17 protein-coding genes are annotated in these 16248 nt (G+C 37.2%); 16 read left to right on the top strand and 1 reads right to left on the bottom strand.

The window, feature by feature from the left end:
• The first annotated feature begins 2 nt into the window (after window positions 1–2).
• The 7 genes from rlmN (at window position 3) to spoVM (ending at window position 6557) form a co-directional block, all read left to right on the top strand.
• Entirely contained in the window at window positions 3–1091 is a 1089-nt protein-coding gene (gene rlmN / locus QUF93_RS20450; RefSeq protein WP_002121822.1) for a dual-specificity RNA methyltransferase RlmN, read from the top strand.
• A gap of 4 nt (window positions 1092–1095) precedes the next feature.
• Window positions 1096–1848, top strand: coding sequence for a Stp1/IreP family PP2C-type Ser/Thr phosphatase (locus tag QUF93_RS20445; RefSeq protein WP_002121821.1), 753 nt, complete (start codon window positions 1096–1098; stop codon window positions 1846–1848).
• An 8-nt stretch (window positions 1849–1856) separates the two neighbouring features.
• Window positions 1857–3830: a Stk1 family PASTA domain-containing Ser/Thr kinase gene (pknB, locus tag QUF93_RS20440; protein ID WP_289360024.1), complete on the top strand. Its 1974-nt coding sequence runs from the start codon at window positions 1857–1859 to the stop codon at window positions 3828–3830.
• 270 nt (window positions 3831–4100) lie between these two features.
• Window positions 4101–4982 carry a ribosome small subunit-dependent GTPase A gene (gene rsgA / locus QUF93_RS20435; protein WP_289360023.1) on the top strand — a complete coding sequence of 294 codons (882 nt, stop codon included), beginning with the start codon at window positions 4101–4103 and terminating at the stop codon, window positions 4980–4982.
• 2 nt (window positions 4983–4984) lie between these two features.
• Window positions 4985–5629: a ribulose-phosphate 3-epimerase gene (gene rpe / locus QUF93_RS20430; RefSeq protein WP_002014505.1), complete on the top strand. Its 645-nt coding sequence runs from the start codon at window positions 4985–4987 to the stop codon at window positions 5627–5629.
• A 100-nt stretch (window positions 5630–5729) separates the two neighbouring features.
• Window positions 5730–6410: a thiamine diphosphokinase gene (locus QUF93_RS20425; protein WP_002121817.1), complete on the top strand. Its 681-nt coding sequence runs from the start codon at window positions 5730–5732 to the stop codon at window positions 6408–6410.
• Window positions 6411–6476: 66 nt separating this feature from the next.
• Window positions 6477–6557: a stage V sporulation protein SpoVM gene (gene spoVM / locus QUF93_RS20420; RefSeq protein WP_001213599.1), complete on the top strand. Its 81-nt coding sequence runs from the start codon at window positions 6477–6479 to the stop codon at window positions 6555–6557.
• Window positions 6558–6630: 73 nt separating this feature from the next.
• On the opposite strand, the gene rpmB is transcribed toward spoVM, so the two are convergent.
• Window positions 6631–6819, bottom strand: a complete 189-nt coding sequence (gene rpmB / locus QUF93_RS20415) for a 50S ribosomal protein L28 (protein ID WP_000124776.1) — start codon at window positions 6817–6819, stop codon at window positions 6631–6633.
• A gap of 378 nt (window positions 6820–7197) precedes the next feature.
• On the opposite strand from rpmB, the gene QUF93_RS20410 reads away from it, so the two are divergent.
• The 9 genes from QUF93_RS20410 to rncS all read left to right on the top strand — a co-directional run bounded on the left by QUF93_RS20410 (window position 7198) and on the right by rncS (window position 16182).
• A complete protein-coding gene (locus tag QUF93_RS20410; protein ID WP_000021109.1) occupies window positions 7198–7560 on the top strand; it encodes an Asp23/Gls24 family envelope stress response protein in 363 nt (120 codons plus the stop codon).
• 22 nt (window positions 7561–7582) lie between these two features.
• Window positions 7583–9259 carry a fatty acid kinase ATP-binding subunit FakA gene (locus tag QUF93_RS20405; RefSeq protein ID WP_128281186.1) on the top strand — a complete coding sequence of 559 codons (1677 nt, stop codon included), beginning with the start codon at window positions 7583–7585 and terminating at the stop codon, window positions 9257–9259.
• A gap of 404 nt (window positions 9260–9663) precedes the next feature.
• Window positions 9664–11712, top strand: coding sequence for an ATP-dependent DNA helicase RecG (gene recG, locus QUF93_RS20400; RefSeq protein WP_002121811.1), 2049 nt, complete (start codon window positions 9664–9666; stop codon window positions 11710–11712).
• Window positions 11713–11801: 89 nt separating this feature from the next.
• Window positions 11802–12395: a transcription factor FapR gene (gene fapR / locus QUF93_RS20395; RefSeq protein WP_002121809.1), complete on the top strand. Its 594-nt coding sequence runs from the start codon at window positions 11802–11804 to the stop codon at window positions 12393–12395.
• Entirely contained in the window at window positions 12392–13384 is a 993-nt protein-coding gene (gene plsX / locus QUF93_RS20390) for a phosphate acyltransferase PlsX (RefSeq protein ID WP_002121808.1), read from the top strand. Before fapR ends, plsX begins: the two co-directional genes overlap by 4 nt.
• 14 nt (window positions 13385–13398) lie before the next feature.
• A complete protein-coding gene (fabD, locus tag QUF93_RS20385) occupies window positions 13399–14343 on the top strand; it encodes an ACP S-malonyltransferase (protein WP_289360019.1) in 945 nt (314 codons plus the stop codon).
• Window positions 14343–15083, top strand: coding sequence for a 3-oxoacyl-[acyl-carrier-protein] reductase (gene fabG / locus QUF93_RS20380; RefSeq protein WP_289360018.1), 741 nt, complete (start codon window positions 14343–14345; stop codon window positions 15081–15083). Before fabD ends, fabG begins: the two co-directional genes overlap by 1 nt.
• A 69-nt stretch (window positions 15084–15152) precedes the next feature.
• The gene (gene acpP / locus QUF93_RS20375) at window positions 15153–15386 is read left to right on the top strand and encodes an acyl carrier protein (RefSeq protein ID WP_000786062.1); all 234 of its coding nucleotides are present in this window, start codon (window positions 15153–15155) and stop codon (window positions 15384–15386) included.
• Window positions 15387–15444: 58 nt separating this feature from the next.
• Entirely contained in the window at window positions 15445–16182 is a 738-nt protein-coding gene (rncS, locus tag QUF93_RS20370) for a ribonuclease III (protein ID WP_289360017.1), read from the top strand.
• The last annotated feature ends 66 nt before the right edge of the window (window positions 16183–16248 follow it).

Genomic DNA, 16248 nt, shown 5'->3' with positions numbered 1-16248 from the left:
TCATGGAAACGACTGTAAAAAAACAAAAGAAAAATCTAGAAACAAAGAAACCATCAATTTACTCTTTACAACTTCATGAAATGCAAGATTGGTTAAAGGAACAAGGAGAACCTAAATTCCGTGCAGGACAAATTTTTGATTGGCTATATAAAAAACGTGTAAAAAATTATGAGGATATGTCGAACCTTTCTAAAGGATTACGCGATAAATTGTCGAATTCCTTTGATATTACTACTTTAAATACATTGGTAAAACAAACATCTTCTGATGGAACAATTAAATTCTTATTCCAATTATATGATGGTTATTCTATTGAAACAGTGTTAATGCGACATGAATATGGAAATTCTATTTGTGTAACAACACAGGTGGGTTGCCGCATTGGTTGTACGTTCTGTGCATCTACACTTGGTGGGCTAAAACGAAACTTAGAGGCTGGAGAAATTGTAGCACAAGTAGTAGAAGTGCAACGCGCGCTTGATGAAACAGCCGAACGTGTAAGTTCTCTTGTTGTTATGGGAATTGGAGAACCATTTGATAACTACGATAATTTAATGGGATTTTTACGCATCACTAACCATGAAAAAGGACTTCATATTGGTGCGAGACATATGACAGTTTCAACAAGCGGAATTGTTCCAAAAATTTATAAGTTCGCTGAAGAAGATATGCAAATCAATTTTGCGATTTCATTGCATGCTGCAAATACAGAGTTACGTTCAAAATTAATGCCGATTAACCGTGCTTATAAGCTACCTGATTTAATGGAAGCTGTTAAATACTATGTAAATAGAACAGGGCGTCGTATTACATTTGAATATGGCTTATTTGGAGGAGAAAATGACCAAGTTGAGCACGCTGAAGAACTTGCTGCGCTCTTAAAAGGTGTAAAATGTCATGTAAACTTAATTCCGGTAAACTACGTGCCAGAACGTGATTATGTACGTACGCCACGAGAGCAAATTTTCTTATTTGAAAAGACGCTAAAAGATCGTGGAGTGAATGTAACAATTCGCCGTGAACAAGGTCATGATATTGATGCAGCCTGCGGTCAGTTGCGTGCAAAGGAGCGCAAAGAAGAGACGAGGTGACGAGATGAAAGCCGTGTTTCTATCGGATAAAGGAAAAGTTCGTCAACATAATGAAGATAGTGCAGGAGTTTTTCACAATTTAGATGGAAATATTTTAGCGGTAGTAGCAGATGGAATGGGAGGTCATCGAGCTGGCGATGTAGCTAGCTCGATGGCTATTCAATTATTCCATGATTATTGGAAGCAAACGCATAATATGAATGAGCCTAAAAAGGTAGAAAAGTGGTTACATACTAACGTTGGAATTATTAATGAGCGCATATATGCTTATTCTAAGCAGCATGTAGAATGTAATGGCATGGGAACAACGGTTATCGTGGCGATTTGTACACCTAGTTTTGTAACAATAGGTCATATAGGAGATAGTCGTTGTTATATGGTATCAGAGGGAGAAATATCGCTTGTAACGGAAGATCACTCACTTGTAAATGAACTTGTTAGGCACGGTGAAATTTCAAAAGAAGATGCAGAATATCACCCGAAAAAGAATGTTCTGTTAAGAGCGTTAGGAACAGAAGAAAAAGTCGGACTAGATGTTAAAACATTGGTGCTCGAAGAAGACGATCAATTGCTTCTTTGCTCTGATGGATTGTCTAACAAAGTCCCTATGGCTGATATGCAACAAATTTTACAATTGAATGAACAGCTCGAGGTGAAGGGAGAGCATCTCATTCAATTAGCAAATGATCGTGGTGGAGAAGATAATATCACCCTCGTTATTATTGATTATGCGGATTCGACAAACGAAAGTAGGTGAAGTGCAACGTGCTGATTGGAAAACGCTTAAATGACCGTTATAAGCTGCTGAAAATGATTGGCGGTGGAGGAATGGCCAATGTATATTTAGCTCATGATGATATACTGGGCCGGGATGTAGCGGTAAAAATATTAAGACTCGATTATTCAAATAATGAAGAGTTTATTAAACGTTTCCATCGAGAAGCGCAATCTGTTACAACGTTGTCGCATCCAAATATTGTGAATATGTATGATGTTGGGGAAGAGGATGGTATATATTATCTTGTAATGGAATATGTACCTGGACGAACATTGAAGCAATACATAATTGATCGAGGGATGTTACCGATAGGAGAAGCTCTTGATATAATGGAGCAGTTAACGTCCGCCATGGCACACGCCCATCATTTTGAGATTGTGCATCGCGATATTAAACCGCACAATATTTTGATTCGAGATGACGGAGTAGTCAAAGTAACAGACTTTGGAATTGCGACAGCTACAAGTGCAGCAACGATTACACATACAAATTCGGTGCTCGGTTCGGTGCATTATTTATCACCAGAACAAGCGCGCGGCGGTATAGCGAATAAACAATCAGATATTTATTCACTTGGGATTGTTATGTTTGAATTGTTAACAGGAAGACAACCGTTTTCTGGTGAATCTGCTGTTGCAATTGCGTTAAAACATTTACAAAATGAAATGCCATCTCCAAAAAGATGGAATGAAAATATTCCACAAAGTGTTGAAAATATTATATTAAAGGCAACTGCGAAAGATCCGTTTCATCGATATCAATCTGCAAATGCGATGAAACGAGATATTGAAACAGCGCTATACCCAGAACGAATAAATGAGCAACCATTTTACATACCAGAAGATATGGAAGCGACGAAAGCGATTCCAATTATTCAACAAGAACAACTATTTCAAAATGTAAGTGATGAAACGATTGTATTAAAAGGAAGTAAAGTGGATGAACAAGTAAGAAAAGAAGAAACCGAATCAGGTAAGAAGAAAAAACGAAGCAATAAATGGCTGAAGGTTTTAATTACAACATTTTTACTTTTAGCGATAGGGATAACCTTAGCGCTTACTGTTATTCCAGGCTTCTTTATTCCGAAAGATGTGAAGGTTCCTGATGTGGCTGGTATGAAATATACGACAGCTGTAAATACATTAGTTGAAAAAGGGTTTGAAGTTACTGAACCTAATCTTGTATATACAGATGATGTTGAAGCCGGAAAAGTGATAAAAACAGATCCTATAGCAGGAAGAGTAGTGAAAGAAAACTCTAAAATTACTATCTATCAATCAGGTGGGAAAAAGAAAAGTAAGATGCGTGATTTGACAGGAAAAGATTTCGAGAGTATAAGAGCTGAGTTAGAAGAAAAATATAAACAAGTTACAATAAATTATATTGAAAATGATAAGCCGAAAGGTGAAATTGTAGAGCAAATACCAACGCCTGATCAAATGGTTATAGAGGCGGAACAAGAACTGAAAATTTGGGTAAGTAAAGGACCTTATCAAATAAGACCAGGTGATTTTTCAGGATGGACTGAAAATAGTGTAAAAGGTTATTTAAATGAAAGAAAGCTTGTTTCTGATATAAAAAGAGAGTATTCAGATACGGTTGATAAAGGCCTTGTTATTTCACAGTTACCAAAGCCTGGGACACCTTTAAAAGAAGGAGATAAAGTATCGGTTGTTATCTCCGATGGTCCGAAGCCTAAAGTGACGAAAACGGTAAAAGTGGATAACATTTCTATCCCATATGAAGCTTCTGCAACAGGTGAGAAAAAGCCCCAAACAATAGAAATTTATAAAGAAGATATGCAGCAAAAAATGGATAAACCAGTTGAAACGAGAACAATTACTGAGTCAGTGATTATTTCTTTAGAATTTGTAATTCAAGAAGGTTCAAAGGGACACTATAAAATTGTCCGAGATGGAGTAACGATTATCGACAAGGAAGTACCATATCCAGCTCAATAATAGTAAAATCCATCGTCCTTATATAGAAGATGGATTTTATTACTCTTGCCTGTTATGCTGTCTACATCGTGGACTGTATAACAGGCAAAAATATATGATTCAAAAAGCTGTAAAAGTGATACTGTTGTAAATAATATTTCAAATTTGATGGTAGATTAAATATATGAACCTGGGTATATATTTGGTGGATTTTGAAATAATTGTTTAAAGAACTCTAGTCTATTCATATTTAATTGCAGTTTCATTTTATACAAAATAAAGGAGAATTATATGCCAGAAGGAAAAATTGTAAAAGCTCTAAGTGGGTTTTATTATGTACAGAATGAGGAAGGGATTACACAATGTCGCGGGCGTGGTGTATTTAGAAAGAATAAAATTACGCCACTTGTAGGAGACCAAGTTGTTTTTCAAGCAGATAATCCGAGTGAAGGTTATGTGTTAGAAGTATTTGATCGGAAAAATGAACTTGTTAGACCTCCTATTGCTAATGTTGATCAAGCTATTCTTGTTTTCTCTGCAGTAGAACCAGATTTTAATCCAGGACTGTTAGATCGATTTTTAGTATTGATTGAATATCATAACATTAAACCGATTATTTGTATTAGTAAGATGGATTTAGTAGATGAAAAAATGAGAGAAACTGTTGAAACTTATGCAAATGATTATCGTGAAATGGGTTATGATGTGTTGTTTACTTCTATAAATACATCGGAAAGTATTGATATTCTGAAACCATTCTTAGAAGGTTGTATTTCCGTCGTTGCAGGTCAATCTGGTGTTGGGAAATCTTCCATGCTAAACGTATTACGCCCAGATTTAGAGTTGAAAACTAATGATATTTCTTCACATTTAGGGCGTGGAAAGCATACGACAAGACACGTGGAATTAATTACAGTTGGAAGCGGACTTGTTGCGGATACACCTGGTTTTAGTTCGCTTGATTTCATAGATATAGAGGTAGAAGACCTTACATATTGTTTTCCAGAGTTGAAAGAAGCGAGCCAATACTGTAAATTTAGAGGGTGTACACACCTTGTTGAACCGAAATGTGCAGTGAAAGCTGCGGTTGAAGAAGGAAAGATTACCGAATATCGTTATAAGAATTACAAACAATTCGTAGAAGAAATTAGAGAGAGAAAGCCGAGGTATTAGTCATGATTAAAATTGCACCATCGATTTTATCAGCAGATTTTTCAAGATTAGGGGAAGAGATTAAAGATGTAGAAAAAGGCGGAGCTGACTACATTCACGTCGATGTAATGGATGGACATTTCGTACCAAATATTACGATTGGACCATTAATTGTAGAAGCAATCCGTCCGATTACATCATTACCGTTAGATGTACATTTAATGATTGAAAATCCTGATAACTATATCCCAACTTTCGCAAAAGCGGGAGCTGATATTATTACTGTCCATGTAGAAGCTTGTCCACATTTACATCGTACAATTCAGTTAATTAAATCTCATGACATTAAAGCGGGAGTTGTATTAAATCCACATACTCCAGTTTCAACGATTGAGCATGTATTAGAAGATATAGATATGGTATTACTTATGACAGTAAATCCTGGATTTGGTGGACAGAAGTTTATTCATTCTGTATTACCGAAAATCAAACAAGTTGCAGAAATGGTTAAAGAGCGAAATCTAGAAGTGGAAATTGAAGTTGATGGTGGTGTCAACGCTGAAACGGCAAGACTTTGTATTGAAGCAGGAGCGAATGTTCTTGTAGCTGGATCAGCAGTATACAATCAAAAAGACCGCGGTGAAGCAATTCGTGTAATTCGTGGATAAAGAATGAACGAATCTTTATCCTAGTGAAGTCTCTAGTTTATTAAGATTTCACTATTTATACATGTTAGAGTGGCAAATAAGGAGAAAGGCAATCTACCGAATGGCAGATTGCCTTTTTACAATAGAAGGGGAAGGAAAAATGATTATTCATATTTTAGCGGGAGGACCTGCAGAATACTGTGCAGATTTTTCTCGATATGAAAATGAAGAAGTAGTGTGGACGGCAGTTGATAGAGGAGTGTACCGTTTGTTAAAAAGAGGAATCACTCCGGCTGCTGCGTTTGGGGATTATGATTCAGTTACTGATGATGAATTAGCATGGATGAGACAACAGACAAATGAATTACATATTGTCCCGCGAGAAAAAGATCAAACAGATTTAGAAATTGCAATTAGCTGGGCTTTAGAACAGAAACCAAAATTAATTCGTATTTTTGGTGCTACTGGTGGAAGGCTTGATCACGGTTTAGCGAATATACAGATGCTTTTAAAGGGATTAGAAGCACAGATAGAAATGTGTATTGTTGATAATAAAAATGAGATAATGGTGAAAAAGATAGGTGCGTATATAATTGAAGGAAATGAACATTTTCCATATGTATCATTTGTACCAGTTACTGAAAGGGTAGAAGGCATTACACTTCAAGGCTTTAAGTACCCTCTTACTAATAAAACAATAGAGTGGGGATCGACACTTTGTATTAGTAATGAACTCATTGAGGAAAAAGGTACTTTTTCATTTACTTCTGGCATATTAATGATGATAAGAAGCACTGATTGAAGAAACAATTTTGCTCCTTGCATCATATAGTGAACAAGTGGAGTAAAGGGGATTAGGAGGGAAACCATGAGATTTTATACAATTAAGTTACCTAAATTTCTTGGTGGAATTGTTCGTGCGATGTTAAATACCTTCAAAAAAGACTAAAAAAAGCACCTATTACCGGTGCTTTTTCCATTGGTATAATAAAAAAAGAGCCTAGCGGCTCTTTTTTTTATTATTAAACACGTTCGATTTTGCCAGATTTTAATGCTCTAGCAGAAACGTAAACACGTTGAACTTTTCCGTCGATGCGTACGCGAACTTTTTGAAGGTTAGCGCCCCATTTACGTTTTGTAGCGTTCATTGCGTGAGAACGAGAGTTACCAGAACGAGCTTTTCTTCCAGTGATAGCACAAACACGAGCCATTTATATTTCCCTCCCTTAACTACCGTAACATACGTAATTTTTCAATGTTAGTCTTTTATGCGATGCTAAAAACACTACTATAATTTAACACAACTAAAAAGAGAATGCAACACCGTAGAAAAAAGAAATCAAGAAAAAATACTTGACACTATATGTCAATGAAGAAAAGGTGAAATCAAGAAAAATTGCTTGACATACTATAGTGATACATGTTGTATAATAACAATGGACTATTTTGCTCATCATAAAAAAGTGTAATTAAAAACATAAAATATGAGAGTGAAAAAGAAAGAACGATGGAATTTTCTTTAAAAAGATTATATGATAGTAACTAAAGTAGTCTAGCTCACTTTCACCATTTATGAAGGGGGAAACGAGATGTCAATTGAAATTAAAACGAAGTACGGTCAAATTGATATTAGTACAGATGTAATTGCAACAATTGCTGGAGGTGCCGCAGTAGATTGCTACGGTATCGTAGGTATGGCATCAAAAAATCAGTTAAAAGATGGATTAACAGACATTTTACGAAAAGAAAACTTCACTAGAGGCGTTATTGTTCGTAAAGATGAAGATGAAGTACATATTGATATGTATATTATTGTGAGCTATGGTACGAAAATTTCAGAAGTAGCACATAACGTGCAGACTAAAGTGAAATATACATTAGATCAAACTGTAGGACTAGCAGTAGATTCTGTAAACATCTACGTACAAGGAGTTAAAGTAATAAACTTGTAATGTGCATTAAGGAGGAAAATCTGTGTCAATTCAAAAAATTGATGGAAAACGTTTATCACAAATGATCATGCAAGGAGCCAATAATTTAACAAATAATGTTCAGCTTGTTGATGCATTAAACGTATTTCCAGTTCCAGATGGCGATACCGGTACAAACATGAACTTATCAATGACTTCAGGCGCACGTGAAGTGAAAGCAAATCCTTCACAGCATGCTGGTAAAGTCGGAGTAAGTTTAGCCAAAGGATTATTAATGGGAGCTCGTGGTAACTCTGGGGTTATTTTATCTCAGTTATTCCGTGGTTTCTCTAAATCCATTGAACAAAAAGAAGAATTAACGACAGTTGATTTTGCTGCAGCTTTAGAAGCTGGAGTAGAGGCAGCTTACAAAGCGGTTATGAAACCAATTGAAGGAACGATTTTAACGGTTGCAAGAGAAACGGGTAAATATGCAGTGACAGTTGCGAAAAAACAGCGCGACTTTGTTTTGTTTATGGAAGACGTTGTAAAAGAAGCAAACGCATCGTTAAATCGTACGCCAGATTTATTACCTGTATTAAAACAAGTTGGCGTTGTAGATAGCGGTGGTAAAGGTCTTGTTGTTGTATATGAAGGATTTTTAGCTGACTTAAAAGGAGAAAAGATTTCTTCTAATGTGCCTGCCCAACCATCTATGAATGACATGGTACGCGCAGAACATCACCGTAGTGTACAAAGCCAATTGAGTACAGAAGATATTAAGTATGGATATTGTACGGAATTCATGGTGAAATTAGAGCCTGAAAAAATGAAGGAACATAATTTCTCTGAACAAAAATTCCGTGAAGATATTAGTGTGTACGGAGATTCGCTACTTGTTGTATCGGATGATGAGGTTGTAAAGGTTCATATTCACGCGGAACATCCTGGAGATCCTATGAACTATGGACAGCGTTACGGTAGTTTAATCAAGATTAAAGTAGAGAATATGCGTGAACAGCATACTGCTTTATTAGATGAGCCTACTATGATGCCTGAGCCAACTAGTCAGTCTAAAGAGAAACAACCGTACGGTATCGTAACTGTAGCTATGGGATCTGGTATTAAAACTTTATTTGAGAGCATTGGCGCGACGAAAGTTATCGAGGGTGGCCAAACAATGAATCCAAGTACGGAGGATATTGTAAAGGCGATTGAAGAAGCGAATGCTGAAAAAATCATTATTTTACCGAACAACGGGAATATCGTGATGGCAGCAGAACAAGCAGCGTCAGTTGTAGAACAAGAAGTGATTGTAGTTCGTTCAAAAACAGTTCCTCAAGGTATGGCTGCAATGTTAGCATTTAATCCAGTTGGAACGTTAGAAGAGAATGAAGAAAACATGAAAGAAGCTTTATCTCATGTGAAAACTGGTCAAATTACGTATGCTGTACGTGATACGGAAATTGATGGTGTAGCAATTCAAAAAGATGATTTCATGTGTATTGCAGATGGAAAAATCGTATCAACAAATGCTGAAAAAGTAGGAGCTGCGAAGCAATTACTAGAAGCGCTTATTGATGAAGATTCTGAAATCGTAACGATTCTACAAGGTGAAGATGCGACTGACGAAGAAGTAGCTGAGTTAGTTGAATTTGTAGAAGAGAATTTTGAAGATGCAGAAGTAGAAGTACATGCTGGAAACCAACCGGTGTATTCTTTCATTTTCTCTGTAGAATAAGAAAAAATTCGGTTTGAAAATAAATGGGTTACTTACTTGCTAATGGATAAGAAGTAGTGATATGAAGTTTATTACTAGTTTTTATTCAAAAGGCTAGCATATTGATGATAGAAAAGAGCCTTGCTGCTAATAGTGAGGCTCTTTTCTACGTATTGTACAACTTTGTTTTATCCCGCATTAACTGCCCGTAAACGCCCGATTGGTGAAGGTTAATAATCAGTGAGTGATGAACAAAACCCCTACTGATTATAGTTTCACTTTATATAGAGGGATTAGAGTAGTTTCTCTTAGAATGCCTATGATAGAATATATAAGGTGAAAGAGAGCGATTACAGATGTCAATGATGTTAATGGATAATCAATAGAATGAATCACAGAAAATAATGTGACGGAGCGTGAGAATTTTGAATGAAGTTGTACAAGTTCCTGTTACGGATGTAAAGGGAATCGGAGGAGAAACATCTGAGTTGTTACACGAGATGGGAATTTATACAGTTTCTCATCTATTAGAACATTTTCCGTACCGCTATGAAGACTATGCGATGAAAGATCTTGCTGAAGTAAAGCATGACGAGCGTGTAACGGTTGAGGGGAAAGTTCATAGTGCTCCTTTACTGCAATATTATGGGAAGAAGAAGTCACGTCTTACGGTTCGTGTTCTCGTCGGTCGTTATTTAATTACAGCTGTATGTTTTAATAGACCATACTATAAACAAAAGTTAAATTTAGATGAAACGGTAACGATTACTGGTAAATGGGATCAGCATCGCCAAACAATTGCTGTATCAGAACTGAATTTTGGACCGGTTGTACGACAACAAGAAGTAGAACCTGTATATTCAGTGAAAGGAAAACTGACAGTAAAACAGATGCGCCGTTTTATTGCACAAGCATTTAAGGAGTATGGAGATTCTATAGTCGAAGTGTTACCAGATGGTTTGTTAAGTAGATATAAATTATTATCAAGATATGAAGCGCTCAGAGGGTTACATTTTCCAGTGGGACAGGAAGACTTAAAGCAAGCGCGTCGCCGTTTTGTATATGAGGAGTTTTTCTTGTTTCAGTTGAAAATGCAAACATTACGGAAAATGGAGAGGGAAAACTCAAAAGGGACGAAAAAAGAAATTTCATTAGTAGAATTGCAAGAGTTTACTGATGCACTTCCGTTTCCGTTAACTGGCGCACAACGCCGGGTTGTAGATGAAATAATGAAAGATATGACGTCTCCTTATCGCATGAATCGATTATTGCAAGGAGATGTAGGTTCTGGGAAAACGGTTGTTGCTGCGATTGCACTTTATGCGGCGAAATTGGCTCATTATCAAGGTGCTTTGATGGTTCCTACAGAAATTTTAGCCGAACAACATTATCAGTCGCTGGCGGAGACGTTTTCACATTTCGGTATGAAGGTTGAATTGCTAACAAGTTCTGTTAAAGGTGCGAGACGTCGAGAAATTTTGTCGAGATTAGAACAAGGAGAAGTAGACATTCTTGTTGGGACGCATGCTTTAATTCAAGATGAAGTTATATTTCATAGGTTAGGTCTAGTTATTACCGATGAACAGCATCGATTTGGTGTAGCGCAGCGCCGGGTTTTACGTGAGAAAGGTGAAAGTCCAGATGTGTTGTTTATGACGGCGACCCCAATCCCGCGAACGTTAGCTATCACTGCATTTGGAGAGATGGACGTTTCTATTATCGACGAAATGCCAGCTGGTAGAAAGGTAATCGAAACGTATTGGGCAAAACATGATATGTTAGATCGTGTTCTTGGATTTGTGGAGAAAGAGATAAAAAAAGGAAGACAGGCATATGTTATTTGCCCTCTTATCGAAGAGTCTGAGAAGCTTGATGTACAAAATGCTATCGACTTACATAGTATGCTGACTCATCATTATCAAGGGAAATGCCAAGTTGGATTAATGCATGGGAGACTATCATCTCAAGAAAAAGAAGAGATAATGGGACAGTTTAGTGAAAATAAAGTGCAAATTCTTGTGTCGACAACAGTTGTTGAAGTAGGTGTGAATGTACCAAATGCGACTGTTATGGTTATTTATGACGCGGAACGTTTCGGTTTATCACAGCTCCATCAGCTGAGGGGGCGTGTTGGGCGTGGTAGTGAACAATCATATTGTTTATTAATTGCGGACCCGAAATCAGAAACGGGAAAAGAAAGAATGCGTATTATGACTGAAACAAATGATGGATTTGTATTGTCAGAAAAAGATTTAGAGTTACGAGGTCCTGGGGATTTCTTTGGAAGTAAGCAAAGTGGTTTACCAGAATTTAAGGTTGCTGATATGGTACATGATTATCGAGCGTTAGAAACAGCAAGACAAGATGCGGCGATACTAGTAGATTCAGAAGCGTTTTGGCACAACGATCAGTATGCTGCCTTGCGTACGTATCTTGATGGAACAGGTGTGTTCCAGGGAGAGAAGCTCGATTAAAGGGAGTCAACAAAAATTTTTGTTGCATTCTACTTTTAATGATTATATACTACTGTTAGTACCTAGTCATAAAAAACGGATGGTGCGGTATGAAAAAAAGAAGAAGTAAAAAAGAAAGACAAGAATTATTACAACAAACAATAGAAACGAATCCTTTTATAACGGATGAAGATTTAGCGGAAAAATTTCAAGTGAGCATACAAACTGTTCGTCTTGATCGTATGGAATTATCTATTCCTGAATTAAGAGAACGAATTAAGCATGTGGCTACAAAACAACATGAAGAAGATGTGAAATCTTTACCGTTAGAAGAGGTTGTCGGAGAAATTATCGATATAGAATTAGATAGACATGCCATTTCTATTTTTGAAGTAAAGGTAGAGCATGTATTTAAAAGAAATCAAATTGCCCGTGGGCATCATTTGTTTGCACAAGCAAACTCACTAGCTGTTGCGGTTATTGATGAAGAATTAGCTTTAACTGCAAAGTCTACCATTCGATACATTCGTCCTGTAAAATTAGGAGAACGTGTTGTTGCAAAAGCGCGCGTTGAAGATGTAGAGAATGATAAAGGACGGACGGTTGTCAAAGTGCGAAGCTTTGTTGGAGAAGAACTTGTTTTCACAGGCACTTTTGAAATGTATCGATCTAGTAATTATAGTGAGGAAGGTAACAAGTTATGAAAATCGCAATAGATGCAATGGGTGGCGATCATGCTCCAAAGGCTGTCGTATTAGGTGCAATGAAAGCTATTAAGGAATATTCAGATTTACATATTACGTTAGTAGGGAAAGAAGAGGACATTCGCCAATACTTAACGAGTGAAGAGCGGATTACTATTCTTCATACAGACGAAAAAATCGAATCAACAGATGAGCCAGTAAGAGCGGTTCGTCGAAAAAAACAGGCTTCAATGGTACTTGCAGCACAGCAAGTAAAAGATGGTGTAGCAGATGCTTGTATATCAGCAGGTAGTACAGGAGCTTTAATGGCGGCCGGATTATTTGTTGTCGGTCGTATGGAAGGAATTGAACGACCAGCATTATCACCTACAATGCCAACTGTTGATGGAGAAGGTTTTGTTATGTTAGATGTTGGAGCAAACGTTGATGCAAAACCAATTCATTTATACCAATATGCAGTAATGGGCTCTGTTTACGCAGAAAAGGTAAGAGGAATTAAAAATCCTCGCGTTGGACTTTTAAACGTTGGAACAGAGGATGGTAAAGGAAACGAGCTTTCAAAACAGGTCTTTGCAATGCTTAAAGATGCGCCAATTAATTTTGTTGGAAACGTTGAATCAAGAGACTTATTGCAAGGTGTAGCAGACGTTGTTGTATGTGATGGTTTTACAGGGAACGTAGCTCTAAAATCGCTAGAAGGAACAGCACTTGCGTTATTCTCTATGTTGAAAGAGCAACTAATGAGTTCGTTTACGAGTAAATTAGCGGCAGCGGTATTAAAACCAAAACTTATGGTATTAAAAGATAAAATGGATTATTCGGAGTATGGGGGAGCAGCGTTGTTTGGATTGAAAGCTCCTGTCATTAAGGCTCACGGTTCTTCTAATGACCAATCGATATTTAGTGCGATTCGTCAAACGAGAGAAATGGTAGCGAAAGAAGTAATTCCTACAATTTCAAGTGTAATGGAGAAGGAGCCGCTTCAATAAGAGGAGGATTTGAAATGGGAAAAATAGCATTTCTTTTTCCGGGCCAAGGTTCACAGGCAGTTGGAATGGGTAGACAGTTAGCGGAGAATAATAAAGAGGTTGCGAAAGTTTTTGCGAAAGCGGATGAGGTGTTACACGATTCACTTTCAGAAGTGATTTTTGAAGGGCCACAGGAGAAGCTTACATTAACGACAAATGCGCAGCCGGCATTATTAACGACGAGTTATGCAATTTTGACAGCTTTGAAAGAGTACGATATTACACCTGATTTTGTAGCAGGACATAGTTTAGGTGAATATAGCGCTCTTGTAGCGGCGGGTGCATTAACTTTCGAAGACGCTGTATATGCTGTAAGGAAACGCGGGGAATATATGGAAGAAGCCGTTCCTGGTGGGGAAGGGGCTATGGCAGCTATTTTAGGTGCTGATCCACATATGCTGAAACGAGTTACAGAAGAAGTAACAAGTGAAGGGTATGCGGTACAAATTGCTAATATGAATAGTACGAAGCAAATTGTGATTTCTGGAACAAATCAAGGAGTAGAACTTGCTTCTCAAAGAGCGAAAGAAAACGGTGCTAAAAGAGCAATTCCGCTTAAAGTAAGTGGACCATTTCATTCCTCTCTTATGAAGCCAGCTGCTGAGAGATTCCAAAGTGTTTTAAATGAAATTACGATTCAAGACACGAATATTCCTGTTATTGCAAATGTTACGGCAGCCGTTATTACACGTGGTACAGACATTCAAGAAAAGCTAATTGAACAACTCTATTCGCCTGTATTATGGTATCCATCTATTGAGCATATGGTGAAACAAGGGGTAGATACATTTATTGAAATCGGACCTGGAAAAGTACTTGCTGGTCTTATGAAGTCGATTGATTCTTCAGTGAAAGCATATGCGATATATGATGAAGAGACATTAAAAGATACCATTTCAAATTTGAGAGGAGAAAGCTGATGTTAAAAGGGAAAGTAGCATTAGTAACCGGTGCTTCACGTGGGATTGGTCGTGCGATTGCGATTGATTTAGCGAAACAAGGGGCAAATATTGTAGTGAATTTTGCGGGTAATGAGCAAAAAGCGAATGAAGTAGTTGATGAAATAAAGAAATTAGGTTCGGATGCAATTGCGGTAAGAGCAGATGTTGCAAATGCTGATGATGTTACAAATATGGTGAAACAAACTGTAGATACATTTGGACAAGTTGATATTCTTGTAAATAATGCAGGTGTAACGAAAGATAATTTATTAATGCGTATGAAAGAAGAAGAATGGGATACAGTTATTAATACAAACCTAAAAGGTGTATTCTTATGTACGAAGGCAGTATCTCGATATATGATGCGCCAGCGTCATGGACGTATTATTAATATCGCTTCTGTTGTTGGAGTAACAGGTAATCCAGGACAAGCAAACTATGTTGCTGCTAAAGCGGGTGTAATTGGATTAACAAAAACATCAGCAAAAGAATTAGCGAGCCGTAATATTACTGTAAATGCAATTGCTCCAGGTTTTATTGCGACTGATATGACGGATGTATTAGATGAAAATATAAAAGCTGAAATGTTAAAGTTAATTCCTGCAGCTCAGTTTGGTGAAGCGCAAGATATCGCAAATGCTGTAACGTTTTTTGCTTCTGATCAAAGCAAATATATTACAGGGCAAACGTTAAATGTTGATGGCGGAATGGTAATGTAATAAAAGAATTGATTTCAACTAGTTTTTTTGGCCAATATTTAATATAATATTTGAGGGGAGGTGAATGGAATGGCAGATGTTTTAGAGCGTGTAACAAAAATCATCGTTGATCGTTTAGGTGTAGAAGAAACTGAAGTAGTACCAGCTGCGAGCTTTAAAGAAGATTTAGGCGCAGACTCCCTAGATGTAGTAGAACTTGTAATGCAATTGGAAGATGAATTCGAAATGGAAATTTCTGATGAAGATGCTGAAAAGATTGCTACTGTTGGCGATGCTGTGACTTACATAGAGAGTCATCTATAATGCTTAAGTGAAGTCCCGTTTTTTAGCGGGGCTTCTCGGCTTATATCTGGAGGGACCTATGCCGTACCGAAAACATAGAGAAAAAAAATACGAAACAAAATATCGTGAAGCGTTTAAAGTATTTCAAGAAGAGATAGGTATTACGTTTTCAGATGAAAAATTATTGATTCAAGCATTTACGCATTCATCGTATGTGAATGAGCATCGAAAAAAACCGCATGAGGACAATGAGCGTCTTGAATTTCTTGGCGATGCTGTATTGGAACTCACTGTATCACAGTATCTGTTTCAAAAATATCCGACAATGAGCGAAGGAGAGTTAACGAAACTACGTGCAGCTATTGTATGTGAGCCATCTCTTGTTCGTTTTGCAAACGAAATGTCATTTGGTAGCCTTGTTTTATTAGGAAAAGGTGAGGAAATGACGGGTGGACGTGAACGACCAGCTTTATTAGCGGATGTCTTTGAAGCGTTTATTGGTGCCCTTTACCTTGATCAAGGGCTAGAAACAGTTTGGGGATATTTAAAAGAAGTTGTATATCCAAAAATTAATGAAGGTGCTTTTTCTCATGTGATGGATTATAAGAGTCAATTGCAAGAATTGATTCAGCGTGATGGTAGTGGAAATATTGAGTATCAAATTTTACAAGAAAAAGGACCGGCCCACAACCGAGAATTTGTGTCTCGTGTAACTTTAAATAATGAGGCATTAGGTCTTGGTAGTGGTAAGTCAAAAAAAGAGGCAGAGCAACAAGCTGCTGCAGAAGCATTGAAAAAATTAAAAGAACAAGCATAAGGAATCCCCCTTTGAATGAGGGGGATTCCTTATGCATAGAATGAAACTTTTCTTTTGTAGATAAAT

The organism is Bacillus hominis (assembly GCF_030348325.1).
Taxonomy (GTDB): Bacteria; Bacillota; Bacilli; order Bacillales; family Bacillaceae_G; genus Bacillus_A; species Bacillus_A hominis.
Note: the sequence above shows the minus strand (reverse complement) of the source record. Positions and strands in the feature narration are given on the sequence as shown.

Excerpts from the sequence above, each read along its gene's own strand:
- rlmN (WP_002121822.1), top strand. The coding sequence starts at position 3 with ATGGAAACGACTGTAAAAAAACAAAAGAAAAATCTAGAAACAAAGAAA.
- QUF93_RS20445 (WP_002121821.1), top strand. The coding sequence starts at position 1,096 with ATGAAAGCCGTGTTTCTATCGGATAAAGGAAAAGTTCGTCAACATAAT.
- rsgA (WP_289360023.1), top strand. The coding sequence starts at position 4,101 with ATGCCAGAAGGAAAAATTGTAAAAGCTCTAAGTGGGTTTTATTATGTA.
- rpe (WP_002014505.1), top strand. The coding sequence starts at position 4,985 with ATGATTAAAATTGCACCATCGATTTTATCAGCAGATTTTTCAAGATTA.
- QUF93_RS20425 (WP_002121817.1), top strand. The coding sequence starts at position 5,730 with ATGGCAGATTGCCTTTTTACAATAGAAGGGGAAGGAAAAATGATTATT.
- spoVM (WP_001213599.1), top strand. The coding sequence starts at position 6,477 with ATGAGATTTTATACAATTAAGTTACCTAAATTTCTTGGTGGAATTGTT.
- rpmB (WP_000124776.1), bottom strand. The coding sequence starts at position 6,819 with ATGGCTCGTGTTTGTGCTATCACTGGAAGAAAAGCTCGTTCTGGTAAC.
- QUF93_RS20410 (WP_000021109.1), top strand. The coding sequence starts at position 7,198 with ATGTCAATTGAAATTAAAACGAAGTACGGTCAAATTGATATTAGTACA.
- fapR (WP_002121809.1), top strand. The coding sequence starts at position 11,802 with ATGAAAAAAAGAAGAAGTAAAAAAGAAAGACAAGAATTATTACAACAA.
- plsX (WP_002121808.1), top strand. The coding sequence starts at position 12,392 with ATGAAAATCGCAATAGATGCAATGGGTGGCGATCATGCTCCAAAGGCT.
- fabD (WP_289360019.1), top strand. The coding sequence starts at position 13,399 with ATGGGAAAAATAGCATTTCTTTTTCCGGGCCAAGGTTCACAGGCAGTT.
- fabG (WP_289360018.1), top strand. The coding sequence starts at position 14,343 with ATGTTAAAAGGGAAAGTAGCATTAGTAACCGGTGCTTCACGTGGGATT.
- acpP (WP_000786062.1), top strand. The coding sequence starts at position 15,153 with ATGGCAGATGTTTTAGAGCGTGTAACAAAAATCATCGTTGATCGTTTA.
- rncS (WP_289360017.1), top strand. The coding sequence starts at position 15,445 with ATGCCGTACCGAAAACATAGAGAAAAAAAATACGAAACAAAATATCGT.